The organism is Plantactinospora sp. B24E8 (genome assembly GCF_039871735.1).
In the GTDB taxonomy this organism is placed as follows: domain Bacteria; phylum Actinomycetota; class Actinomycetes; order Mycobacteriales; family Micromonosporaceae; genus Plantactinospora.
The window spans coordinates 1-23,041 of sequence record NZ_JBDPMH010000044.1; the positions used below are offsets into that span (position 1 = coordinate 1).

At 72.9% G+C, this 23,041-nt stretch carries 23 protein-coding genes; 11 read left to right on the plus strand and 12 right to left on the minus strand.

Translation table 11 applies throughout. The annotated features are described in order from the left end of the window. Nucleotides 1-17 precede the first annotated feature (17 nt). The 7 genes from ABGB21_RS33685 to ABGB21_RS33715 form a co-directional block, all read right to left on the minus strand. A complete protein-coding gene (locus ABGB21_RS33685) occupies nt 18-1,601 on the minus strand; it encodes a DHA2 family efflux MFS transporter permease subunit (protein WP_347681232.1) in 1,584 nt (527 codons plus the stop codon). Between the two features lie 347 nt (nt 1,602-1,948). Beyond that, complete coding sequence (locus ABGB21_RS33690; RefSeq protein WP_347657772.1) at nt 1,949-2,959, minus strand: 2-hydroxyacid dehydrogenase; 1,011 nt, start codon at nt 2,957-2,959, stop codon at nt 1,949-1,951. A 3-nt stretch (nt 2,960-2,962) separates the two neighbouring features. Further along, nucleotides 2,963-4,492 carry an FGGY-family carbohydrate kinase gene (locus tag ABGB21_RS33695; RefSeq protein ID WP_347657773.1) on the minus strand — a complete coding sequence of 510 codons (1,530 nt, stop codon included), beginning with the start codon at nt 4,490-4,492 and terminating at the stop codon, nt 2,963-2,965. Next, complete coding sequence (locus tag ABGB21_RS33700) at nt 4,470-5,258, minus strand: DeoR/GlpR family DNA-binding transcription regulator (RefSeq protein WP_347681234.1); 789 nt, start codon at nt 5,256-5,258, stop codon at nt 4,470-4,472. The genes ABGB21_RS33695 and ABGB21_RS33700 overlap by 23 nt, the downstream gene beginning before the upstream one ends. 22 nt (nt 5,259-5,280) lie before the next feature. Further along, nucleotides 5,281-5,952 (minus strand): histidine phosphatase family protein, encoded by a 672-nt coding sequence (locus ABGB21_RS33705; RefSeq protein ID WP_347681236.1) that lies wholly within the window; start codon nt 5,950-5,952, stop codon nt 5,281-5,283. Next, on the minus strand, nt 5,949-7,448 hold the full coding sequence (locus ABGB21_RS33710) for an FGGY family carbohydrate kinase (RefSeq protein ID WP_347657776.1): 1,500 nt from the start codon (nt 7,446-7,448) through the stop codon (nt 5,949-5,951). Before ABGB21_RS33710 ends, ABGB21_RS33705 begins: the two co-directional genes overlap by 4 nt. Nucleotides 7,449-7,677: 229 nt before the next feature. After that, nucleotides 7,678-8,619, minus strand: coding sequence for an SMP-30/gluconolactonase/LRE family protein (locus ABGB21_RS33715; RefSeq protein WP_347657777.1), 942 nt, complete (start codon nt 8,617-8,619; stop codon nt 7,678-7,680). 189 nt (nt 8,620-8,808) lie between these two features. Here ABGB21_RS33715 and ABGB21_RS33720 point away from each other — a divergent pair, with 189 nt between their 5' ends. From ABGB21_RS33720 to ABGB21_RS33740, 5 genes are read left to right on the plus strand one after another with little or no spacing between them, the layout of a single operon-like run. Then, nucleotides 8,809-9,174 (plus strand): metalloregulator ArsR/SmtB family transcription factor, encoded by a 366-nt coding sequence (locus tag ABGB21_RS33720; protein ID WP_347657778.1) that lies wholly within the window; start codon nt 8,809-8,811, stop codon nt 9,172-9,174. Further along, a complete protein-coding gene (locus ABGB21_RS33725; RefSeq protein ID WP_347681238.1) occupies nt 9,171-9,692 on the plus strand; it encodes an SRPBCC family protein in 522 nt (173 codons plus the stop codon). Before ABGB21_RS33720 ends, ABGB21_RS33725 begins: the two co-directional genes overlap by 4 nt. Beyond that, complete coding sequence (locus ABGB21_RS33730; protein WP_347657780.1) at nt 9,689-10,096, plus strand: VOC family protein; 408 nt, start codon at nt 9,689-9,691, stop codon at nt 10,094-10,096. Before ABGB21_RS33725 ends, ABGB21_RS33730 begins: the two co-directional genes overlap by 4 nt. A 47-nt stretch (nt 10,097-10,143) precedes the next feature. Beyond that, nucleotides 10,144-10,830: a hypothetical protein gene (locus tag ABGB21_RS33735; RefSeq protein ID WP_347681240.1), complete on the plus strand. Its 687-nt coding sequence runs from the start codon at nt 10,144-10,146 to the stop codon at nt 10,828-10,830. After that, a complete protein-coding gene (locus ABGB21_RS33740; protein ID WP_347681242.1) occupies nt 10,799-11,752 on the plus strand; it encodes a hypothetical protein in 954 nt (317 codons plus the stop codon). The genes ABGB21_RS33735 and ABGB21_RS33740 overlap by 32 nt, the downstream gene beginning before the upstream one ends. A gap of 153 nt (nt 11,753-11,905) precedes the next feature. Here the strand turns inward: ABGB21_RS33740 and ABGB21_RS33745 are convergent, their stop codons facing one another. Next, complete coding sequence (locus ABGB21_RS33745) at nt 11,906-13,270, minus strand: TrpB-like pyridoxal phosphate-dependent enzyme (RefSeq protein WP_347681244.1); 1,365 nt, start codon at nt 13,268-13,270, stop codon at nt 11,906-11,908. A 122-nt stretch (nt 13,271-13,392) separates the two neighbouring features. Beyond that, nucleotides 13,393-14,688, minus strand: a complete 1,296-nt coding sequence (locus ABGB21_RS33750; RefSeq protein WP_347657783.1) for an asparaginase — start codon at nt 14,686-14,688, stop codon at nt 13,393-13,395. Between the two features lie 283 nt (nt 14,689-14,971). On the opposite strand from ABGB21_RS33750, the gene ABGB21_RS33755 reads away from it, so the two are divergent. From ABGB21_RS33755 to ABGB21_RS33775, 5 genes are all read left to right on the plus strand, one after another. Continuing rightward, nucleotides 14,972-15,688: a sigma-70 family RNA polymerase sigma factor gene (locus tag ABGB21_RS33755; RefSeq protein WP_347681246.1), complete on the plus strand. Its 717-nt coding sequence runs from the start codon at nt 14,972-14,974 to the stop codon at nt 15,686-15,688. Next, nucleotides 15,685-16,629 carry a zf-HC2 domain-containing protein gene (locus tag ABGB21_RS33760; protein ID WP_347657785.1) on the plus strand — a complete coding sequence of 315 codons (945 nt, stop codon included), beginning with the start codon at nt 15,685-15,687 and terminating at the stop codon, nt 16,627-16,629. The genes ABGB21_RS33755 and ABGB21_RS33760 overlap by 4 nt, the downstream gene beginning before the upstream one ends. 64 nt (nt 16,630-16,693) lie before the next feature. Then, on the plus strand, nt 16,694-17,413 hold the full coding sequence (locus ABGB21_RS33765; RefSeq protein WP_347681248.1) for a hypothetical protein: 720 nt from the start codon (nt 16,694-16,696) through the stop codon (nt 17,411-17,413). Continuing rightward, a complete protein-coding gene (locus tag ABGB21_RS33770; protein WP_347681250.1) occupies nt 17,410-18,213 on the plus strand; it encodes a hypothetical protein in 804 nt (267 codons plus the stop codon). The genes ABGB21_RS33765 and ABGB21_RS33770 overlap by 4 nt, the downstream gene beginning before the upstream one ends. A gap of 16 nt (nt 18,214-18,229) precedes the next feature. Continuing rightward, complete coding sequence (locus ABGB21_RS33775) at nt 18,230-19,126, plus strand: ABC transporter ATP-binding protein (RefSeq protein ID WP_347681252.1); 897 nt, start codon at nt 18,230-18,232, stop codon at nt 19,124-19,126. Between the two features lie 118 nt (nt 19,127-19,244). On the opposite strand, the gene ABGB21_RS33780 is transcribed toward ABGB21_RS33775, so the two are convergent. Beyond that, a complete protein-coding gene (locus ABGB21_RS33780; protein WP_347681254.1) occupies nt 19,245-20,063 on the minus strand; it encodes an ABC transporter permease in 819 nt (272 codons plus the stop codon). After that, nucleotides 20,060-21,097, minus strand: a complete 1,038-nt coding sequence (locus ABGB21_RS33785; protein WP_347681256.1) for an ATP-binding cassette domain-containing protein — start codon at nt 21,095-21,097, stop codon at nt 20,060-20,062. The genes ABGB21_RS33780 and ABGB21_RS33785 overlap by 4 nt, the downstream gene beginning before the upstream one ends. A 145-nt stretch (nt 21,098-21,242) precedes the next feature. On the opposite strand from ABGB21_RS33785, the gene ABGB21_RS33790 reads away from it, so the two are divergent. Beyond that, nucleotides 21,243-21,866: a TetR/AcrR family transcriptional regulator gene (locus ABGB21_RS33790; RefSeq protein WP_347657791.1), complete on the plus strand. Its 624-nt coding sequence runs from the start codon at nt 21,243-21,245 to the stop codon at nt 21,864-21,866. Between the two features lie 62 nt (nt 21,867-21,928). Here ABGB21_RS33790 and ABGB21_RS33795 read toward each other — a convergent pair whose 3' ends face one another. Next, nucleotides 21,929-22,348 carry a hypothetical protein gene (locus tag ABGB21_RS33795; RefSeq protein WP_347657792.1) on the minus strand — a complete coding sequence of 140 codons (420 nt, stop codon included), beginning with the start codon at nt 22,346-22,348 and terminating at the stop codon, nt 21,929-21,931. Nucleotides 22,349-23,041: the final 693 nt, after the last annotated feature.

Below are 23,041 nucleotides of genomic sequence, written 5' to 3' on the forward strand. Positions count from 1 at the left end.
GCTTGTGGCCGCTCGGCTCAGTGGATGAGCACCGGGGCCGGCGTCGACTCGCCGCCCTCGCCGGACGGGTCGTCCAGCAGGCGCGACACCTCCCGCTTGCGCGGCAGGAAGGCGATCGGGATGAAGGTCAGCAGGACCAGCACGAAGCCGACCCAGAAGGTGCTGGCGAACGAGTCCGCCACGAAACGCAGGCCCCGTTCCAGCAGCGACGGGTCCAGCGGCATCTGCGCGCCGTGCTGGTGGGCGATCGCGGCGCCGGCCTCGGTGACCGGCTCGCCGGTGTGCGGGTCGGTCATGCCGGGGATCACGGCCGAGCCGTTCAGCTTGCTGGTCAGGATCACCGACATGATCGCGGCGCCGATGGAGCTGCCGATCTGCTGGAGGATGTTCACCAGCGTGGAACCGCGGGCCGTCTCGTGGGCGGTCAGCGTGCGCAGCGCCGAGGTCATGATCGGCATCATCGTGCCGCCCATGCCGAGCCCCATCACGAACAGCGAACCGCAGAGCAGCAGGTACGAGGTGTCCGTGCCGACCTGGGTGAAGGTGAAGAAGCCGGCGGCGATCAGCGCCATCGCGAACGGTACGGTCCGGCCGACCGGGATCCGGTCGGCCAGGGTGCCGGCGATCGGCATGGTCAGCATCGCCCCGATGCCCTGCGGCGCCATCAGCAGACCGGCGTGCAGCGTCGACTCACCCCGGACCTGCAGGAAGTAGCTCGGGAAGAGCAGGCCGGCGCCCATGAACGCGATGATGAAGACGAAGAGCGAGATCGACGCGACCGTCAGGTTGCGGTTGCGGAACAGCCGCAGGTCGAGCAGCGGGTGGCGCGGCCGGAACGAGTACAGCACGAAGCTGACCAGCAGAATGGCGCCGACCAGCATCGTCGCCCAGACCCGGGTGGCGGTGATCGTGCCGGTCTCCGGCAGCGACGAGACGCCGAAGAGGAAGAGTGCCAGACCCGGCGACAGCATCAGCATGCCGACGAAGTCGAACGACTCGGAGGGCTCGGGAGCGTCCTTCGGCAGCGCCCGGAGGGCGTAGACGAGTGCGACCGCGCCGATCGGCACGTTGATCAGGAAGATCCAGTGCCAGCTCCTCGCGTCGATCAGCCAACCGCCGAGGATCGGACCGCCGATCGGGCCGAGCAGCATCGGGATGCCCAGGACCGCCATCAGCCGGCCGATCCGCGCCGGGCCGGCGGCCCGGGTCATGATCGTCATGCCGAGCGGCATCAGCATGCCGCCACCCAGGCCCTGCACCACCCGGTAGGTGATCAGCTGGCCGATCGAGTCGGCGCTGGCGCAGAGCGCCGAACCGAGCGTGAACAGCAGCAGCGCGAGCATGTACAGCCGCTTGGTGCCGAACCGGTCGGCGGCCCAGCCGCTCAGCGGGATCACCGTGGCCAGCGCCAGCGTGTAGCCGGTCATGGTCCAGGCGACCTGGGCGTACGTCGCGTCGAACTCGCTCTGGAAGGTCGGCAGCGCGACGCTGACGACCGTGACGTCGAGGATGGACATGATCGCGCCGAGCACGACCACGCCGGCGATCTTCAGAACGGCGCCGTCCAGCTTGTTCGGCGCCACGGCGGCTTGATTGGTCACGAATCTCCAAGTCCTCGGGGCCGGTGGCACTGTCGACCGGTGCGGGTGAGAAGGTACGTGGGCCGCGCGATTGTGGCGGCCACTTTTCCGGTCGCCGGCTCCGCGTCCAGGATCGCAGGACCCGGCCGTCGTACGGCCGGCCCTCGGTGAAGCGTGTGCTTGCTCACCCTGCGGGGCGTACCGTGGGGCTTTTCCTCGTCCGTGTGGTCTTCGTCGCCGCCACTACCGGCGACCCGGGGATCGACGGAACGGCCCGGCGGGGTCGACCGTTCGTCCCGACCCGGCTATGACCATGCCCACAGCGAAATACCCGCAGGTGTACGGCGGCCCGGCGTCCCGGAGCGCGGTCAGCGGCCCCGGGCGGCGAGATAAGCCGCGACGGCGTCGGCGGCCAGGGCGGCGGCCCGCTCGGCGGTCTGCCGGGTGGCGCCGGCCAGATGCGGGGTGAACACCACCCGGGGCGCGGTACGCAGCCGCGAGCCGGCCGGCAACGGCTCGGCGTCGAAGACGTCGAACGCGGCGGCGCCGAGCTGCCCCGACTCCAACGCGTCCACCACCGCGTCGTAGTCGAGCAGACCGCCCCGCGCGGTGTTCACCAGCACCGCGCCCCGGCGCAGCCGGGACAGTTCGGTGGCCCCGACCATGCCGGCGGTCTCCGGGGTCAGCCGGGCGTGCAGACTCAGCACCGTGCACCGGTCCAGCAGCTCGGGGAGCCCGACCGGGCTCGCCCCGTCCAGGGTGGCCGGGTCGGCGTACGGGTCGTGGACCAGCACCTCGGCGTCGAACGCGCGCAGGATCCGACCGACCCGCCGACCGATCGCGCCGTAGCCGACCAGGCCGACCGTGCTGCCGCCGAGCTCGGTACCCACCTCGTCCAGGGCGTAGAGATCACTGCGCCAGGCGCCGTCCCGGAGCCCCTCGTGCCGCTGCGGGATCTGCCGCAGCGCGGCGAGCAACAGCGCCACCGTGTGCTCGGCGGCGGCGACCGCGTTGCGGCCCGGTGTGCTGCACACCTCGATCCCGGCCTCGGCCGCCGCCGCCAGGTTGACATTGACCGGACCGCCCCGACACACCACGAGCAGCCGCAGCGCGTCCGCCGCCGCCAGCACCCGGGCGGTGAACGGTCCCATCTGGGTCACCGCCACCTCGACCCCGGGCAGGGCCGCGATCAACTCGTCCTCGGCGCCGGACGCCTCGTCCACCTCCGCCACCCGCCCGAACGGGGTGTGCGGCCAGGGCAGTGTCACGACCCGGGCGGTGAAGGACGGGCCGATCCGGGACCGCAGGGCGTCGGCGACCAGGTCGGGTGTCACGAAGTGGTCGCCGGCGATCAGCACGGACAGCGGGGTGGGGCTCACGGGTCACCTTTCGTTCCAGCTCGGGCGGGCCTGTGCGAGGTGGTCCAGGTAGCGGGCGTACCCGGTCTCGTACCGGTCCCGGACGGACGGGTCGGGCGCGTACCACCGCCCCGGCGGGCACCAGCCGTCCGGGGCCGCATCGACCACCGGCGGGGCAAGGTCGGCCGGGTCCGCGTCGCGTACCGGCGGTGCCGGTTCGGCCGGGTTGCCGTCGAGCACCGACAACGCGGCCAGGGCGGCACCCCGGGCGCCGATCTCCTCACCGGCCAGCACCCGTACCGGCCGGCCGAGCGCGTCCGCGAAGATCTGCGCCCACCGGGTCGAACCGACGCCGCCGCCACAGGCGGTGAGGTCCCCGGCCAGGCCGGCCGAGGTCAGACAGTGCCGGGCGCTGTAGGCGACCGCCTCACAGGTGGCCCGGACCAGGTCCGCCGGCTCGGTACCCAGGTGCAGGCCGTCGACCCGGGCCCGGGCCCGGGGGGCGACGAACGGGGCGCGCTCGCCGGACTCGGCCAGGAACGGCAGCACGGTCAGGCCGTCGGCCCGGCCCCGCTCCAGCATCCCCGGCAGGTCGGCGAGGGTGGCGCCGACCAGCCGCAGCACCCAGTCCAGGGCGGCGGTGCCGACCATCGCCGGCAGCGCCCGCAGCCAGCGGTCGGGCCGCCAGGTGCTCAACGTCAGGCCGGCCGGCTCACCGGTCGTGTCGACCCGGTCCCGCAGCACCTGACAGGCGAGCGTGGTGCCGACGATCAGCAGGCCGGCGCCGACCGTCCGGACCCCGGCGCCCCAGGCGGAGGCCGGCAGGTCGTACGGCGCGCCGACCACCGGCAGCCCGACGGGCAGCCCGGTCGCCCCGGCGGCCGTGGCGCTCAGGGTGTCGTGCGGAGCGGGCAGGACCGGGGCGAGCAGGTGACGGCGGTGGGCCAGGCCGCAGGCGGCGATCAGCTCCTCGTCGTACCGGCGGGAGTGCGGGTCGAGGAACGGTGCGGAGGCGTCCGACGGGTCGGTGGCCCGCAACCCGGTCAGCCGCTGCACCACCATGTCCTTGCAGTACGCGGCGGTGGTCGCCCGGTCCAGCACGTCCGGCTCGTACGCGTCGAGCCAGGCGAGCAGCGGCCCCGAGGCGCCCGGGAACGGATGGTTCCCGGTCCGCCGGTACGCCGTCTCCAGCAGACCGTCCGCCGCCCACCGGTCGACCACCGGCGTCGACCGGGCGTCCAGCCAGGACAGCGCCGGTCGGACCGGGCACCCCTGCGCGTCCAGCAGCCACAGCCCGTCGCCCTGGCCGGTGACCCCGAGCGCGGTCACCGGGTTCGGCACCCGTTCCCGCAGCTCGCGCAGGACCGCCAGCACCGAGTCGAAGACCTGGTCCGGGTCCTGCTCGTACCGGCCGGGTCCGGGCCGGTCCAGGACGGTCGGGCGGGCCGCCCGGGCCAGCGCCGTACCGGTCACGTCGAAGGCGACCGCCTTGGTGACGGTGGTGCCGACGTCGACGCCGTACACCACCGGGTCAGGCGATCTCGTACCGGACACCGTGCTCCCGCATCTCCGCCAACGTCTCCTTCGGCGCCCGCGCGTCGGTCAGCACCAGGTTGAAGTCCCGCAGCGGCGCCAGCCGGTGCAGGGCGGCCCGGCCGAGTTTGGTGTGGTCGACCATCAGCACGCTGCGCTGCGCCGAACGGATCATCGCCCGTTTCACCAGCACAATCTCCTGCTCTTGGTGGTACGCGTAACCGCCGGAGACCGCCGAGGTGGAGGCGAAGAGCAGGTCCACCCGGAGCGCCTCGATCGCCTCCACGCAGGGGACGCCGAGGAACGAGTCGTGCGTCGGGTAGTACTCGCCGCCGAGTGCCAGCAACCGGATGCCGGGTACCCCGGAGAGCAGCTTGATCGTCTCCAGGAAGTTGGTGATCACGGTGAGTGGTCCGGGGTCGTCCTCCAGCAGCCGGGCCACCTCCAGCGTCGTGGTGGAGTCGTCGAGCATCACCGCCATGCCCGGCTCGATCAGCGTCCGCGCCCGCCGGGCCAGCGCCAGCTTCTCCTCCCGGGCGGCACGCAGCCGGAACGACACGTTGGACTCGAAGACGCTGGACGGCTGGGCGCTCACCCCGCCCCGGAACTTGCGGACCACACCCTGCCGGGCCAGTTCGTCCAGGTCGCGGTGGATGGTCATCAGGCTGACGTGGAACATCTCCGCCAGTTCGGTGGCGGAGACCGAGCCGTGCTGCAGCACGTGTTCGGCGATCTCCGCCTGGCGCTGCGCCGGCCGGGCGCGCTCCGGAACGTCAGGCGCGTTCATACCGGCACTCCGCTTCGTTCGCTCATGGTGTCCTCTGGTCGGCGTCGTGGTGATCGGGATCGCTCCATCCTCGACACAACGGCACGTTGAAGGCCAGCAACGCCACCGGCCCGGCGTCGGCCGGTACCGGAAGGCGCAGCGTGGTCGTGGCGACCGGGTCCAGCACCGGCAGCCGGCGCCGGTACTCGGCCAGTGGCACGCCCAGCACCGCGCAGGTGACCAGCCGGATCAGGGTGTTGTGCGCGACCACCAGCACCCGGCCGCCGGGGTCGGCGGCGGCGAGGTCGGCGAGCGCGTCGAGCGCCCGCGCGACCGCCGCGGCCGGCGGCTCCCCGTCGGGGAAGTGTCCGGCCACCGGATCGGCCTCGAACCTGGCCACCAGCTCGGGGTCGGCGGCGCGCAGTTCGGCCAGCGTACGACCCTCCGCGACGCCGAAGTCGAGTTCCCGCAGCCGGGGCTCCACCGCCGGCGCCAGCCCGGTCGCCGACACCGTCGGCGCGACCGTGTCCCGGGCCCGACGCAGCGGAGAGCAGACCAGACTGGTGAACGCCTCCCCGGCCGCCCACCGGGCCAGGTCCCGGGCCTGCTGTTCACCGACCGGGTCCAGCGGTACGTCGCTGCGGCCCGCGTACCGGTTCGGGTGGTGCCAGACGGTCCGGCCGTGTCGGGCGAGGACGATCGTCGTACGGGTCACGACAGCTCCCTGGCGTAGTCGGCGAACGCCGGCTCGAGGTGCCCCCGGTCCGCGAGCGCGTCGACGAACCGGGCGAACGGTTCGGCGAACCGTTCCCGGGCGCCCGGTCGGGGCGGCAGTACGTCGGCCACCCGGACCATCCGCCGGGCGGTGCTGGCGAGGTGCCCGTCGCCGGCGGCGGCCAGGACCGCCATCCCGAACGCGGGTTCGGCGGTCCGGGGCAGGGTCACCTCCCGGCCGAGCACGTCGGCGCGCAGCTGGGACCAGTAGCGGCTGCGGGTCGCCCCGCCGGTCAGCGACAGCGGGCCGGTGACGTCGGCGCCGAGGCGGCGCAGGTGTGCGTAGCAGAGTCGTTCGACGTACGCGACTCCCTGGAGGACGGCGGCGTACCGGTCCGTGTCGTCGACGAAGACACCCAGCTCGAACGGCTCGGCGTCGGGCCGGACGAACGGGAACCGCTCGCCCCGGGAACGCAGCGGGTAGACCAGGCCACCGGCCGGCTCGTACCGGGCGGCGGCCCGGTCCATCGCGGACCGGTCGGTGCCGGGGAACCGGGTGTCCAGGACGGCGGCGCCGACGTTCGACGCCCCGCCCGGCAGCCAGCCGCCGTCCGGGTGCTGGTGGCTGTAGACGGCACCCGCCGGGTCGGTCAACCGGTCCCTGGTGACGCCCTTGAGGACCAGGGTGGTGCCGAGTACCGAGTTCCAGCTGCCGGTGTCGAGCGCGCCCGCGGCGATCTGGGCGGCGCAGCCGTCGGTCATGCCGGCGCGTACCGGCACCCCGACCGGCAGCCCGGTGTGCGCGGCGCCGTCCGGGCCGACCGTGCCGAGCCGGGTACCGGGCCGGACCACGTCGGGCAGGACGCCGACCGGCAGGTCGAGTGCGGCCAGCAGGTCGGTGGGCCAGGCGCCGGCGTCCGGGTCGTAGCCGGTCTTGAGCGCGCTGCTCCGGTCGGTGGCGACGGGGGCCGCGGTCAACCGGGCGGCGAGATGGTCGCCGCAGTGTCGGAGCGTGGTGCGACCGGCGCGCAGGTCCGCCCGCAGCGCCGCCGACCCGTGCCGGAGCAGCCAGAGCAGTTTGGGCAGTGCCCAGGAGGGCTGGGCGGCGTACCCGAGGCGGGCCCACAGGTCGGCGCCGGTCGCCGCGATCTCCTCGGCCTCGGGTCGCGCGCGTGCGTCGTCGTACATCAGCGCCGGGGTCCGCGGCGTTCCGTCCCGGTCGGCCAGCAGGAAGGTGCCGGAGGTGCCGCAGATCGCCACGGCGCCGACCCGGGCCGGGTCGACATCCCGCAGGGCCCGCCGGAACGCCACGCCGAGCGCGGCCCACCAGCCGGTCGGGTCCTGTTCGTGTCGGACGCCGGCCCGGTGGCTGGTCAGGGCCTGCGTGCCCTGGCCGGCGACGGTGCCTTCGCCGTCGACGAGCAGCACCCGCAGGCTCTGCGTGCCGACGTCGACGCCCGCCCACAGTCGGCCGGCGCCCGGCTGGTGTTTTCGCATCGGGGGTTACCGCCTCCACGGCGAGAGCAAGTGAACAGGCGTAGACGTTAACTTAACATCACGCATCCCGAGCGCGGTTGCCCGGGCATCCCCGATGCGAAAGTCGTTGAGCACGGATTCCCGGGGCATGTTGAGGTCTGCCTCGGTCGGCCGCGCGGCGACTGGTTCTGAGAAGTTAACGAGTTGAGTGTTAACTAACACGGATCCGTGGGTGGCGGTGCTCCGACGGTCAGCCCGTCGCCACGCCCTCCGGCGGTACGTCGAACGCGGCCACGGCCGTCCCGTGCAGGCTGCCGAGCCAGACCCGGCCCCGGTGTTCCCGTACCCCGGTCACCATCGAGAACCCGGGCACCCTCGCCTGCAGGTCGTGGACGAGTCGTCCGTCCACGTCGACCGCCTGGACCCAGACGGTGTCCGCCGGCTTCGGCTGGAAGCGCTCTGGCAACGCCCAGACCATCCGGCGCAGCGCCGGATGTCGCGGCGACAGCAGGTCCAGCAGGACGTTGCGGGGCGAGCCGAGCGCGATCCAGAGCAGGCCGTCGGTACCCCGGGACAGGTTGTCCGGGAAGCCGGGCAGATTCTCCGCCAGTCGGTCCACACCGCCGGCCCGTGGACCGGACAACCGGATCCGGACCAGCCGGTACGCCCCGGTCTCCGCCACCACGACCGACGACTCGTCGGCGGCCAGCGCCACGCCGTTGGCGAAGTGCAGCCCGTCGCACACCACCCCGGTGCGCCCGTCGGGATCACGGCGCAACAGCCGCCCGGTGCCGGAGTGCTCCAGCAGGTCGGCCTTCCAGTGCGCCAGGTCGAACCGCTGGGAGGAGTCACTGAAGAAGATGGTCCCGTCGGCGGCCACCGCGGCGTTGTTGCACAGCCGCAACGGCGCACCGTCGATCGGCGTACCGGCCGCGACCAGGGTCTCCACCCGTCCGTCGACGGGGTCGACCCGGAGCAGCCCGCGCAGCGCGTCGCAGACCACCAGGCGTCCGTCCGGCTGCACCTCGACGCCGAGCGGCCGACCACCGGTCTGCGCCACCGTCTCGGCCCGGTCCGTCGTGACCAGGACGATCCGGCCGTCGGCCAGTCCGGTGTAGACCTGTCCCCGGGAGTCGACGGCGACGTCTTCCGGGCCCTGGCCGGGAAGGGTCCGCAGCCGTACCGGTGGCATAGGTCGCCCACCGCTGCCCTGTCGGGCCCGGGTGGGTGCCCGGTCCGGTCGCCACACGACGGGATCGATCCGCGGTCTGGCCATGGGCCATGTTACGACGGGCCGCGTTCCTTGACAGCCGCCACGGGCACGGTTATAAACCATCCGGTTATAAAACCGATCGGTAGTGGAGCCGGAAGGGACGGTGCGATGACGCCCGAACAGCTGGACACGACCTTCGCCGCCCTGGCCGATCCGACCCGGCGGGCGATCCTGGCCCGACTCGCGGCCGGAGAGGCCACCGTGACCGAGCTGGCCGCGCCGTTCCGGATGAGTCAGCCGGCCGTGTCGAAACACCTCAGGGTGCTGGAACGCGCCGGCCTGGTCTCCCGGGGCCGGGACGCGCAGCGGCGACCGTGTCGCCTCGAGGCCCGGCCACTCAAGGCCGCCGTCGACTGGTTGGCGAACTACCGGGCCTACTGGGAGGAGAGCTACCAGCGCCTCGACGACCTGCTCGGCACGCTACAGGCCGAGGCACGGGACAGCCCCGACCGACTGGTCGGCGGCCCGTCGTGAGCGGCGCCGCGAGACCGGTCCGGGTCAGCACGCCGGCCGACCGGGACATCGTGCTGACCCGGGACTTCGACGCACCCCGTCGGCTGGTCTTCGACGCGCTCACCCGGCCCGACCTGCTCCGTCGCTGGTTCGGCGCGCAGGGCTGGCAGCTGGTCGTCTGCGAGGTCGACCTGCGGGTCGGCGGGACCTGGCGGTTCGTCTCCCAGGGCCCGGACGGAGCGCGGATGGGACACGGCGGGGTCTACCAACTGATCCGGCCGGTCGAGCGGCTGAGCTACACCGAGCAGTACGACGACCAGTCGTATCCGGGCGTCACCGTGATCAGCCACCGCCTTGTCGAGAATCACGGCAGGACGACGCTGACCACCACCATCCGGTACGCCACACCGGAAGGGCGGGACCGGGTGCTGCGGTATCCCATGGCCCGCGGCGTCAGCGAGAGCTACGCCCGGCTCGACCGGGTGCTCGTGGCACCACAGCCCGTCAGGGACCAGCCAGGAGAGGGATCAGCACCATGAACTGGACTCTGGAAGTTGTCGTCGTACCCGTCTCCGACGTGGACCGCGCCAAGGCCTTCTACGCCGACCAGCTCGGCTTCCACGTCGACCACGACACCCGGGTCAACGACGAGGTCCGTTTCGTCCAACTCACCCCGCCCGGATCGGGCTGCTCGATCGTCATCGGCCAGGGCATGGGCCCGGCCATGACCCCCGGATCACTGCGCGGCCTGCAACTGGTCGTTCCGGACATCCAGCAGGCGCGCGCCCAGCTCGTCGAACGGGGCGTGCAGGTCAGCGAGATCCAGGTGCTGGGAGAGAACCCGAGGCCGGTCCCGGAGCCGCTGGACAACGTGGGGTTCGTCTTCTTCGACGACCCGGACGGCAACGGCTGGGCCGTCCAGCAGATCTCGTCACGGGGGTGACCGGCGACGGCGGCGGTTGTCGGAGCCCGCGGATAGCATCCGCGACCGTGACCGCCGTCGCCACCTACCGGTACCTCGCCCCCTCCACGCTGCGCCCCGACGGGCTGGCGCTGCAGACCAGCGGCGGGCCGGTGGCCAACCCCCGGTTCTTCTCCGGGTTCCTCACCACGCCCCGGGCCGCCGCCGGCCTGCTCGCCGTCGCCGAGGTCGCCCGCACCCGCTACCACCGGCCGGTCGACCCGGCCAGCCTCGACCCGGTCGTCACCGGTAGCCGGGACCGACTCCGCTTCGAGTCCTTCTCCGGCTGCTGCGGCGTCTACGCCCGGCTCGACGCCCTGCCGGCCGGGATCGACGGTGAGATCCTCGCGCACGGCACCACCAACGTCGACGTGAACCCGCCGTTGCGGGAGGCGTTGGCCAGGATCAGCGGGATCGACCCGCTACACCTCGCCGTCGGCCCCGACGACCTCACGGTTTTCACCCTGGACGGTGCGGTGGTGGAGAAGAAGGTCCCGCTGCCCGACCGCTGGCTGCGTGGCTTCGCCGAGGTCCACATGCTGGCCTCGACCTTCGCACCACGGGCCGAGACACCCGCCGCCGAGGCGGCCGGATTCCTGCGCCGGCTCCCCACCAGGCGACCAGCGTGCCGAGCTCACCCTGCTCTCGACGCCGACCTCGACGAACGGCTCCCTCGACGCCACGGTGCTGGTCGACCGGATCACCGCACTCGGTGACCGGAAACCCGGGCGCTGGGACCTGCTCCAGGCGCTGCTGCGACTGCCGCCGGTCGTCGACGAGGGACTGGCCAGGCGGGCCGCGGCGCTGTGTACCCCGACCGGTGACCGGGTCGCCGACTGGCTGCGTACCGGCGGCGTCCCGGAACCGGTCCACCGTACGACCATCGTGCGGCTGAACCGGTGGGAGGGCGGGCCGACGCAGCGGCGGGCGGTGGAACTCCAGCCACCGTCCAGCCCCGCAGCGGACCGGTTCGAGGAGCCGTTGCGGCTGCTCAGCGGCCGTCGGGCCCGGTTCGACGGGCACTGTGCCACCTGGTCCCTGCTCTGGCCCTCGGTACTCCCCGGATACCGGGGACTGGTCGCCGCGTACGTCCTGCCGGACGTCGCCGGCGCCGCCGACCTGGACATCCAGGGCGGGGCGGCGGTGCTTCCGTTGCTCGCCGAGAGCACCGGCCGGGGCGGACCCGCGCTGGACCTCGCCCTGGTCTACGGGCTCGCCGCCCGGCACGCCGTGGACCGGGTCGCCGCCCTCGACGCGCTGCTGCTCCTCGCCGCCGCCGGTGACCTGGATGCCGAGGCCGTCGGCCGGCAGCTGGGGAAGTTGGGTGTGACCGGGGCGCTCACCGTGACCCGGACGGTCGAACCACTGCGGGACGCGGCGGCGGCCGGCGCACCGCTGACCGTGTGGCGGCTGCTCGCCGCCGCGCTGCCGGCGCTGCTCGCCGCGCCGACCCCGCCCCGGGGCACGCCCGACCTGCTCTCGCTGGCCGCCGAGGCGGCGACCCTGACCGGCGTGCGGGTCGAGGTTCCGGGGCTGGTCGAGGTGGTCGCGCGGCGCAGGTCGAGCCGGCTGGTCACCGAGGCGCGCCGGCTGGTCGCCGCGCTCGACGGGGCCGGGGTCAGCGCGGCGGGGGCGTGATCGCATCGGCAGCTCCTCGACCCCGGCGTCCGGCTGGGCGTCGGCCACCACCAGGGTGCTGAACTCCGTCAGTGCTCGTCGTCCTCGAGAACCTCCACCAGGGCCATCCGCGGACCGTAACAACCACCCACGACATCGCCGAGGGTTGATCCGTCAGGCCGGTACCACCGGCAGACCGGCGACCGAGGCGCCGAGCTGCTCCGCCGAGAACTCATGGTCGACCAGCTCACCGGCGAGGTAGGCGCCGTACGCGGCGAGGTCGAGGTGGCCGTGTCCACAGAGCGCGGTCAGGATGACCTTTTCCTCACCGGTCTCCCGACACCGCAGCGCCTCCTCGACACAGGCCACCAGGGCGTGGGTGGGCTCGGGGGCCGGCACGATGCCCTCGGTACGGGCGAACCGGATCCCGGCCTCGAAACACTCCCGCTGGGTCTTCGCCACCGCCTCGATCAGGCCCAGTTCGTAGATGTGCGAGAGCAGCGGGGACATGCCGTGGTACCGCAGCCCGCCGGCGTGGATCGGATCCGGGATGAAGTCGTGGCCCAGGGTGTGCATCTTCATCAGCGGGGTCAGTCCTGCGGTGTCGCCGTAGTCGTACGCGTAGACGCCCCTGGTCAGGGACGGGCAGCTCGCCGGTTCGACGGCCCGGATCGTCACGTCCAGCCGCCCGGCCAGCTTCTCCCGCAGGAACGGGAACGCCAGCCCGCCGAAGTTGGAGCCGCCGCCGGTGCACCCGATCACCAGATCCGGGGTCAGTCCGACCTTGCCGAGCTGGGCGAGCGCCTCCTCGCCGATCACCGTCTGGTGCAGGAGCACGTGGTTGAGCACGCTGCCCAGTGCGTAGTTGGTGTCGGCCCGGCCGGCGGCCACCTCCACCGCCTCGGAGATGGCGATGCCCAGCGAACCCGGGGAGTCGGGGTGTTCGGCGAGCACGGCACGACCGGCTGCGGTGAGTTCGGAGGGGGACGGGTGGATGACACCACCGAACGTTTCGATCATGATGCGGCGGTACGGCTTCTGGTCGTACGAGGCACGCACCTGCCACACCTCGCAGTCCAGTCCGTACTGTGAACAGGCGAAGGCGAGCGCGGTGCCCCACTGGCCGGCCCCGGTCTCGGTGGTCAGCCGCCGGATCCCCGCTGCCCGGTTGTAGTACGCCTGCGGCACGGCGGTGTTCGGTTTGTGTGACCCGGCGGGTGAGCCGCCCTCGTACTTGTAGAAGATCTTGGCCGGGGTGCCGAGGGCCTTCTCCAGGCGGTGGGCCCGGTGCAGCGGGGACGGCCGCCAGAGCCGGTAGACGTCGAGAACCTCGTCCGGGATGTCGACCCACCGTTCGTCGGTGACCTCCTGGGCGATGAGGGCGGCGGGGAACAGCGGGGCCAGGTCGTCCGGTCCGACCGGGCGCAGGGTGCCCGGATGCAGCACCGGCGGCGGCGCGCTGGGCAGGTCGGCGACGATGTTGTACCAGCGACGGGGCAGCTCCGACTCGTCCAACAGGATCCTGCTCGGTTCGGTCATGAGCTGGATTAGACCTGGTACCCGGCTGGCATGTCCATGAATGCCAGCCGGTCAGGGTGTCGACCGTCCGCCGGGCGGGCCCGCCGACCGCCGTCCGCCCCGGTGGACCCGCCCGGTGTCGGTCAGTCCTTCGGGTGTCCGGTGGGGGCGGTGTCCCACTCCGGGTTGCCGAGGGTGCCGACCCAGCCGCGCACCTTGGCCACGTCGTCCGGGGCGAAGGCGAGGCCGAGCAGGAGCAGTAGTCGGGCTTTCTGCGGCAGCAGGTCATCGCCGGCGATGATCGGCGTGGTCGTGCTACCACCGTAGACCGAGCCGGAGCCGGTACGGGTGGTGCTGACGAACACGACGCCCTTCGCCGCGGCGGCGGTCCGGGCGGCGCTCTGCGCGGACGAGAGTCCGCCGGCACCGGTGCCGGCGGTGACGATCCCCTTCACCCCGGCGTCCGCGAACGCGGTGATCGCCTCGCCGCCGGCCTGCTGGTAGCCGTAGACGACCTCGACCCGGGGCAGTGCGGTCGGTGCGATCCTCGACAGGTCGAACGGTGTCATCCACCGGTGTTTCGAGTCGCAGTCGTCGACCCGGGCCGGTGCCCGGCCGACCTTGATGTTCGGCCCGTCGATCCAGCCCAGTACGCCGAACTCCCGGGTCTGGAAGGTGTCCATCCGGTAGGCGCTGGTCTTGGTGACGTCCCGGGCGGCGTGGAACTCGTCGCCGAGCAGCAGCACCGTGCCGTAGCAGTACGTCGACTGGCTCGCCGCGAGCACGATCGAGTTGTAGAGGTTGGCGGGCCCGTCGGCGCCGATGACCTGCGGCCCGTCCGGGGTGACCGCCGCCCAGGGGCGCATCGCGCCGGTCAGGACCACCGGTTTGCGGTTCTGCACGGTCAGGTCCAGCCAGTACGCGAACTCCTCCATGGTGTCGGTGCCGCTGGTCACCACCACCCCGTCCGAGTCCCGGAGCGCCTTCTCCACGGCGAGCGTGAGGGCGTGGAACTCGCCGATGGTGTAGCCGCCCGAGCCCTTGTTGCCGAACTGGACGGTGGTGACGTCGGCGACCTGGCCGATCTCCGGCTGGAGCTGCCCGACCAGGCTGGCGATCGGGATCTGGCCGGAGCGGTAGTCGGTGAAGCTGCTCCGGGAGGTCGCCACCCCGGAGATGGTGCCGCCGGTGCCGATCACCGTCACCCGGGGTTTGCGGGTCTTGGCCCGGTTGACCGCCTCGGTGTAGGCGACGCTGCGGATGCCGGACGGCCCGGTCACCGCGCCGACGGAGGTGGCCGGCAGGGCGAGCGCCTCCGGTGCGGGGGTGTCGTCGAGGACGGAGACCACGGTCGCGGTCAGCGCCGCGGCGAGCAGTGGGACGAGTACGGCGACGCCACGCCGTGGGTTCGTCCGGAGTCGATCCTTCAGGCTGGACAACGGGACCTCCAGGTGAGGATGTCGGGGGTTCCGGGCATCATCCGGGCCGACCCTTACCGAGTCGTTACAAGATCATTACCGGTGGTTGCCGGCCGGAACCGGCCAGAACCATCGCCGTGCCGGCGCCCGGTGGGTCGAGTGTCGTCACCCGGCTGGCTGGCCGGTCGGTTCGTCGCCGGCCTGCCCGGCCTGTCCGCCATTCGAGCCCTTTCTGCTGTGATCAGCCACACAACCGGCCCCGGAGCGTGAACCTCGGCGGCCCTCCGGGCTACCCAGGAGCGGGATGGATGACAGGGACCGGCCCTTGCTGCACCGGGTGGCCACCGGCGACCAGCGGGCCTTCACGGAGTTGTACGCCCGGCACGGCCGGGCGCTGCTGGCGTACGCCGAGGGGCTGCTCGCCGACCGGGGCCGTGCCGAGGAGGCGGTCCAGGACACCCTCCTCGCCCTGTGGCGGGGCGCCGGCTCGTTCGAGGGACGGTCGACGGTGCGTACCTGGCTCTTCGGCATCTGCCGGCGGCAGGCGCTGAACCGGCTGCCCGGCCGGCAGCCGGTGTGTGTACCGGTGGAGGCCGCCGCCGAGGTGGCGGCCGCCGAGCCGGGACCGGAGGCGGTGGTGGTGGCCCGGGCCGACGCCCGGGCGGTGGCCGCCGCCCTGGCCGGGTTGCCGGCCGGACACCGGGAGGTGCTCGACCTCGCGTTCGGGGCCGGACTGGCGCAGGCCGAGATCGCCGAGGTGCTCGGCATCCCGGTCGGCACCGTGAAGAGCCGTCTCTTCCACGCCCGGGCCAGCCTCGCCCGGGCGCTGCCCGGCCACGCCGCCGGCAGCCCGACCGCCGCCAGTCCGACGGCCGGCGACCGATCGACCGGGGCGGCAGCAGCGGGCCCGAGGGCGCCGTCCGCCGGGACGACCCCGTCGTCGGCCGCGCCGACCGGCACCCCGCCGGCGGTCAGGTGGCCACCACCGGTCGGATCCTCGGGAAGGGGGAGCGGACGATGACACACCCGACCGCACTGCTGGCGTCCTACGCGGCCGGAACACTGCCGGACGGACAGGCCCGGCAGGTCGCCGGACACCTCACCGGATGCGCCGGCTGTGCCACCGAGGCCGCCGCCTGGCACCGCGTCGCGGACGCGGTCGCGGACCGGGTCGCGGCGGTCGCCGTACCCCCGGCCGGGCTGCTCGACGCGGTGCTCGCCCGGCTGTCGGCGGACGGCGAGCCGGTCGCCCGGCCGGAACCGGTCGGCTCTGCTGCGAGCGGGCCACGGGGCGTGCCCCGGTACGCGGCGACGCCGGGTGGCGCTGCCGGGTCCCGCGCGCTGCGGCTCCTGGCCCGGCAGTGGCGGCTCGTCGACTGGCGGGTCTGGCCGGTGGCCGGGGTGGTGCTCGCGTTCGGTACCGGCGTCGCCGCGTGGGCGCCACCCGCCCTCTCCGGCGGGGTGCTCGCCATGGTGGTGCCGCTGGTCGCGGCACTGGCGGTGGCCGCCGCCTGCGGCAGCGGCGCCGATCCGGCCGCCGAGCTTGTGGCGGCCAGTCCGACCGGGGTACGCACCGTGCTGCTCGCCCGGCTCAGCCTGGTCCTCGGCGTGATCGTCGGCGCCGCCTCGGTGGCCTCCCTCGGCCTGGGCTGGTTCGACGTGGGCAGCAGTCCGGCACGGCTGTTCGTGGCCTGGCTCGGCCCGGTGGCGCTGCTCTCCGCGGTGAGTTTCACGCTGTCGGTGCTGTGGCGGCCGGCGATCGGGATCGGGGCCGCGATTTCGCTCTGGGGTCTGCGGGCGCTGGCCGGCACCGGCACCCTCGACAACACGGTCCTGGACGTGGTGGAACCACTGTGGCGGACCAGCGGTCCGGTCCTGGCGGGTGCGGCGCTGCTGGTGGCCGGAGCGGTGGCGCTCTCCCCGCACCGGCCGGGCCGCTCCGTCGGGGCGTACGGCTGGTGATGGTTGTGGTGTGGGTCACCGGTGTACGGATGAACCATCCGGACGGAACAGGCCACTCATAACTGTGAAATCCGAATTGATCCGGCCAATCCAGAACAGACGCCTACCGCTCTGGCGGTACGAGGCCCGGCGGGCCGGTTGGACACTGCTCGCCGCACCGCTGACCGCCCTGCTGGTCGGGGTGGCGCTGGCCCTGCTTGCGGCCAACGGCGGGTCGTCCAGAGACCAGGTCGGCCGGATGCTCCTCGCCGGCCCGGAGGTCCTGCTGCCGCTGACCACCGGCATGGCCGCGGTCAGCATGGTGGCCCGGGACGGCTGCCGGGAACTGCAGCTCTCCCTGCCCACCCGGTACGCCGTCACCCTCGGCCGCAGGCTCGGCACCCTGGCCCTGGCCGGGGCGGTCTGCACGCTGCTTTTCTCCGCGATTCTCGGCCTGACCGGACTGTGGGCCGGGCCGGGACCGCTGGCGTCGACGCTGGTCTGGCTGCCTCCGACCCTCTGGCTCGCCGCCCTGGCCGTGCTGGTCGGGATACTCGGCCGCAGTCTCGTCGTGGCCACCACGGTCGTCGCCGTGGTGTGGCTGGGCGAACTGCTCTTCGCCGCCTGGTTCGCCGCCGAGGGCTGGGCGCGACCGTTCTTCCTGTTCACCACCGTCCGGTTCGGGGTCGACGGGGACTGGTGGACCAACCGGCTGGCGCTGACCGCCTCCGGACTGCTCATCGTCGTGGTGGTCGCCCTGCTGCTGCGCCGGCCCCACCAGTTGCTGACCGAGGAGGAGGTGTGACCGGCATGTCCGAACTGCTCGCGGTGAGCCGGTACGAGTTCCGGATGCAGGCCCGCAAACGGTCGCTCTGGCTGGTGACGCTGCTGCTCGGCTGCCTCCTCATCGCCATCCAGGGCGACCAGGGTCCCCGCCACCTGCCGGCGGACACACCGCCCGCCGAGGTGATGACCACCTGGGCGATCCTGCTCGGGATCGTCGTCCCGCTCGGCTTCGGCATGGTGCTGGCCGACCGGCTCATCCGGGACCGGCGGCTCGGCACCACCGCGCTGCTGGAGAGCCTGCCGGTCGGCCCGGGCCGGTTCCTCGCCGGAAAGTACCTCGGCGGCCTCGCCGCCTCCGCCCTGCCGGTGTTCCTGCTGATGCTCGTGGCCGGCGGCTACGAGAGTCTGCACCGGGGCGACCCGCTGCTGCTCGGGTGGACGGTGCTGGTGTTCGCCGTGGTGATGCTCCCCGGGCTGGCGTTCGTCGCCGGGTTCGCCCTGGTCTGCCCGTTGGTCGTCTCCGCGCCGCTGTTCCGGGTGCTCTTCGTCGGCTACTGGTTCTGGGGCAACTTTCTCGGCGCGGAGATCCTTCCGTCGCTGACCGGCACCCTGCTCACCCCGGTCGGCGCCTATCCGGCGAGCTGGCTGAGTGGACAGTGGCAGATGTACGCCGGCGATCCGGGTTGGCTGTCGTTCCTCCGTCCGGAGCCGGACGGCCTCGCCGCGTTGTCCAGCGTTCTTCTGCTGGTCCTGACCGGTCTGCTGCCGCTGCTGGTGGCCGGCCTCGTGTTCAACCGCCGTCGCCGTACCACCGTCTAGAAGGGTCTGTTTCGACATGGACATCCAGATCAGCCGGTTGGCCCGGCGGTTCGGCAAGGTAACCGCGCTGCACTCGGTCGACCTCAGCATCCCCGGCGGCATGTACGGGCTGCTCGGCGCGAACGGCGCCGGCAAGACCACCCTGATGCGGATCCTGGCCGGCGTACTGCCACCCGGCTCGGGACAGGTCCGGGTCGGTGGTCACGACCTGACCACCGGTGCCGGCCGGCTCGCCGTGCAACGACGTCTCGGTTACCTGCCGCAGGACCTGGGCCTGTATCCCGACCTGACGCCGAGGGAGTTCCTCGACTACGTCGGCCTGCTCAAGGGGCTGGACGACACCCGGGCGCGCCGGGCCCAGGTCGACGAACTGCTGGACCTCGTCGCGCTCGGCGAGGTGGCCGGCCGGCGGATGAAGGGTTTCTCCGGCGGGATGCGTCGCCGGGTCGGCATCGCCCAGGCACTGCTCGGCGACCCCACTCTGATCGTGGTCGACGAGCCGACCGCCGGCCTCGACCCGGAGGAGCGGGTCCGGTTCCGGACCCTGCTGGCCGGGCTGGCCGGGCACCGTACCGTGCTGCTCAGTACGCACATCGTCGAGGACGTGGCGCAGACCTGCCAGCACACCGCGGTGATGGCCGCCGGCCGGGTCGTGTACACCGGTACGGTCGCCGACCTGGTCCGGGTCGGCGAGGGGGCCACCTGGGAGGTGGTGACCGGGGTCGGCGGGCCGCCGCCGGCCGGGGTGGTGGTGTCGGCGGTCAGCCGGACCGACGGCACCCACTACCGGGTGGTCAGCCCGACCCGGCCCGGTGCCGACGCGGTCCCGGCCGCGCCCTCCCTCGAGGAGGGTTACGTCGCCCTGATGCGGCGCGCCGCTGCACCGGTTCCGAGCGGTTCGACCGGCAGGTAGGCCGGTCGGTCGCCCGGCGGCGGGGTGAACCCCACGGGCTGGTTGGCGGGTGGGGCGCCGGCGGGGGGGTACACCCGGTGGCCGGGCGACGACGGCGCCCCCGGATCCCCGGGACAGGTCAGGTGCGGCGGCGGTACGCGGCCAACGCCAGCGGGGCGAAGACGACCACAAAACCGACCATCCAGAGCAGGGTGTTGCGCACCGGTTCGGCCACCGGCCCGGTCAGCATCAGTCCCCGCATCGCGTCCATCAGGTGTCGGATCGGATTGACCTCGACAAACGCCCGCAGCCAGCCCGGCATCGTCTCCGGGCGGACGAAGATGTTGCTGGCGAACGCCAACGGGAAGATGATCATCGCGCCCAGGCCCTGCACACTCTGGGCATCCTTCATCACCAGTCCGAGCAGCACCCAGACCCAGCAGAGCGCCATCGCGAAGCCCAGGGCGAGCAGACAGGCCGCGACGACCGACCAGACACTGGTCTGGAAGCGGAATCCGAGCAGGGTGCCGAACCCGAGCAGGGCCCCGATCGCGACGACCTGACGGACCAGATCGCTGCCGATCGCACCGACCAGCGGTGCGGCCCGCATCGTCGGCAGACTGCGGAACCGGTCGAAGACCCCCTTCCCGACGTCCTGGTTGAGGGCCACCCCGACCCCCATCGTCGCGAACAGCGTCATCAGGCCGAGGGTGCCGGGCAGGACGAACTGGAGGTACTCCCGGGTGCTGCCCTCGAGGGCGCCACCGAAGACGTACACGAAGAGCACCAGCAGGACGACCGGGCCGAGCAGGACGTCGGCCAGGACGAGCGGGTTGCGGCGGATCTTGACGACGCCGCGCCAGGAGAGCGTCAGACACTGGGCGAGACCGTGGGTCAGCCCGACACGTCGGGGTCGTCGGTCGGCCGCGAGCGGCCCGGGTCCGGTCGTAGGGGTCATGCCGCACTCCTCTCCGTGCGGGTCCGGGCCGGCCCGGTGGTGGTCGTGCCCGCGTCGGTTCCGACGGTGTTCCCGCTTCCGGATCCGGTGGTGTGTCCGGTCAGGGCGAGGAAGACGTCGTCGAGGCTGGGCAGCCGCAACGCCAACTCGGCCACCTCGATGCCGGCGTCGTCCAACCGGCGGACCACCGCCGGCAGTGCCGTGCCGTCGGTGACCGGGATGCTGAGCCGTCCGGCGCCCGGGTCACGGCTCGGTTCGGTGTCGACGATCGCCGCCAGCAGGCCGGTCACCTCGGCCAGCCGGGACGGGTCGGTCAACTGCACCTCGAGGGTCCGGGTCCCGGAACGTCGTTTGAGCTGGTGCGGGCTGCCCTGCGCGACCACCCTGCCGGCGTCGAAGACGACGACCTCGTCCGCGAGGTTGTCGGCCTCCTCCAGATACTGCGTGGTGAGCAGGACGGTGGTGCCCTCGGCGACCAGCCGGCGGATGCTGCCCCACATCTCGGCGCGCTTCACCGGGTCGAGCCCGGTGGTCGGCTCGTCCAGGAAGATCACGTCGGGCCGGCTGACCAGGCTGGCGGCCAGGTCGAGTCGGCGGCGCATGCCTCCGGAGTACGTCCTGACCGACCGCTGTCCGGCCTCGGTCAGCCCGAACTCGTCGAGTAGTTCGTCGGCGCGCCGCCCGGCCCGGGTCCGGGAGAGCCCGAGCAGCCGACCGACCATCGTCAGGTTCTGTCGACCGGTGAGGTCCTCGTCGACCGAGGCGTACTGGCCGGTCAACCCGATCGTCTGCCGTACCCGGTGGGCGTCGCGGAGTACGTCGTGACCGGCGACCCGGGCGGTTCCGGCGTCGGGTCGGAGCAGGGTGGCGAGGATGCGGACCGCCGTGGTCTTGCCGGCACCGTTCGGGCCGAGGGCACCGAGCACCGAACCGGCCGGTACCGCGAGGTCGACGCCGTCGAGCGCGGTGACCGCGCCGAACCTCTTGACCAGGCCGGAGGCCTCTATCGCCAGGTCACTGGCGGAACGGGACATGGGAGCTCCTCCGGTCGGTGGCGCGGGGCGTCCCGGTCGTTTCGATACGATCCGCCCCGGACAGTGGAGTTTTACGTTGCAACTGCAATGTAAAACTCCGGTCGAGCACGTGTCAATGCGACTGCACTGTGAAAGCATGGGTGGGATGCCGAAGAGAGTGGATCACCAGGCGCGGCGGGCGCTGATCGCCGAGGCGCTGCTGCGGATCGCGGCCGACCGTGGCCTGGAGGAGGTGAGCCTGCGGCACGTCGCCGCCGAGGCCGGCGTCTCCTCCGGCATGGTCCAGCACTACTTCCGGACCAAGGACGAGATGATGGCCTTCGCCATGGAGGTGGTCCGGGACAACGCCCAGGTTCGGCTCGCCGCCGCCGAACAGGCCCTGGGGGAGTCCCCGTCCCCCCGGGTCTCGCTGCGTGCCCTGCTGATGGCCCTGCTCCCGCTCGACGAGCGGCGACAACTCGACGGCCGGGTCGCCCTCGCCTTCCTCGCCTACGCCGCGGTACGCCCGGCGATCGCCGCCGAGTTGGGCCGGGACAACGCCCTGATGCACCAGTGGATCGCCGAGCGGGTACGGGTCATCCGGGCGGCCAGCCCGGCGCCGCCGTCCGGCGGCGACCCACTGCACGCCGCGACCGCGTTGCTGGCCACCGTGGAGGGGCTCGGCGTCTACATCCTCAGTGGACAGTACTCCCCGGAGTCCGCGCTCGCGGTCCTCGACGCCCTGCTGGACAGCCTGCTCGGCCCCGAACCCGTCGGCTCGGCCGGCTGATCCGGTGCCCGGGTCTCCGACGGCGGGTCGGCCCCCGCCGCGTGTTCGGCGGTGGGGTGGCGCTACCGCTCGTTGCCGGCCCGGAGCCAGGCGATGTAGTCGGCGGCGCCGGCGGCGGTGTCGTACTGCGGTTCGAATCCGGTGTCCTCGCGCAGGCGGGTGATGTCGAGCCAGGCCCGCGGGCGAGCCCCGGCCGAGGGAAGTTCGAACCGGAAACCGGGCTCGACGGATCGGATCGCGGTGATGACCTCGGCGTTGCTGGTGGCACGACCGGAGGCGACGTTGTGTGTCGTGTGGTGCAGCTCCTCGGTGAGCTGCAGGAGGGCGAGCGCCCGACCGGCGCGGCGTGCACGAGCGTCGAGGCGACGAGAAACGGGTCGGGCAGGTGCCCGCCGGGTCCCCCGGATGCCGGAGATCCGGGCGTTGACGATCGTGACATCGGTGACGGCCGACAGGTGCCCGGCAAGCAACTCGAAGATCACCGATGTTGAGGAGTCCCGCAAGTGTCCGCGCGTCGAGGTCGGCGACGTCGGCCTGCGCGGCGTGCACAGGCAGGCCCGCCAGGCTCGCGGGGACGCCGGGGGCCCCGGCGCTGCAGCAGGACGCATTCCTGCCCGGCCTCGGCGAGCGCCCGGACGGTGTGGGAGCCCACGAAACCGGCCCCTCCGGTAACAAGGATCATGAGGAACTCCCGTTCCTCGCGGCGATCAGCCCAAGTGCCGCGGACCAGTTCCGCCGCACGCTGCGGGTCCTGCTGGGACACTGAACCCTCTGGCGTGACGGTGCGCGTCGCGGTGCCGCGTAGGGGTCGTGTCCCCGTGAGTTGAGACGTTCGTCGACAGCCGCCGGACCAGGCCGATGCCCAGACCTGGCGCCTCGCCCTGACGGCGCGTGCACCGCCTACGTCGTCCCGAAACTCGCAAAGACCGAAGTCTGCACCGCTGGCGGTGTCGGCGCTGACGTCGAGCGTGCCCCTTGCGGTGCGCGCATCCCGGGGCGCGCGACGCGTCCCGGGTAGGTCGGGGATTCGGGGAGGGCTGCTCGTCTCGAGCGCCGCGGGTCCCGCCTGGCGGAGGGGCGTCTCTGTGTCGGCTGCGCCGGTTGGCCTGGCCTGGCCTGGCGTGGCGTGGCGTGGCGTGGCCTGGCGTGGCGGCGGCTTTCTCGGCGAGGGGTGA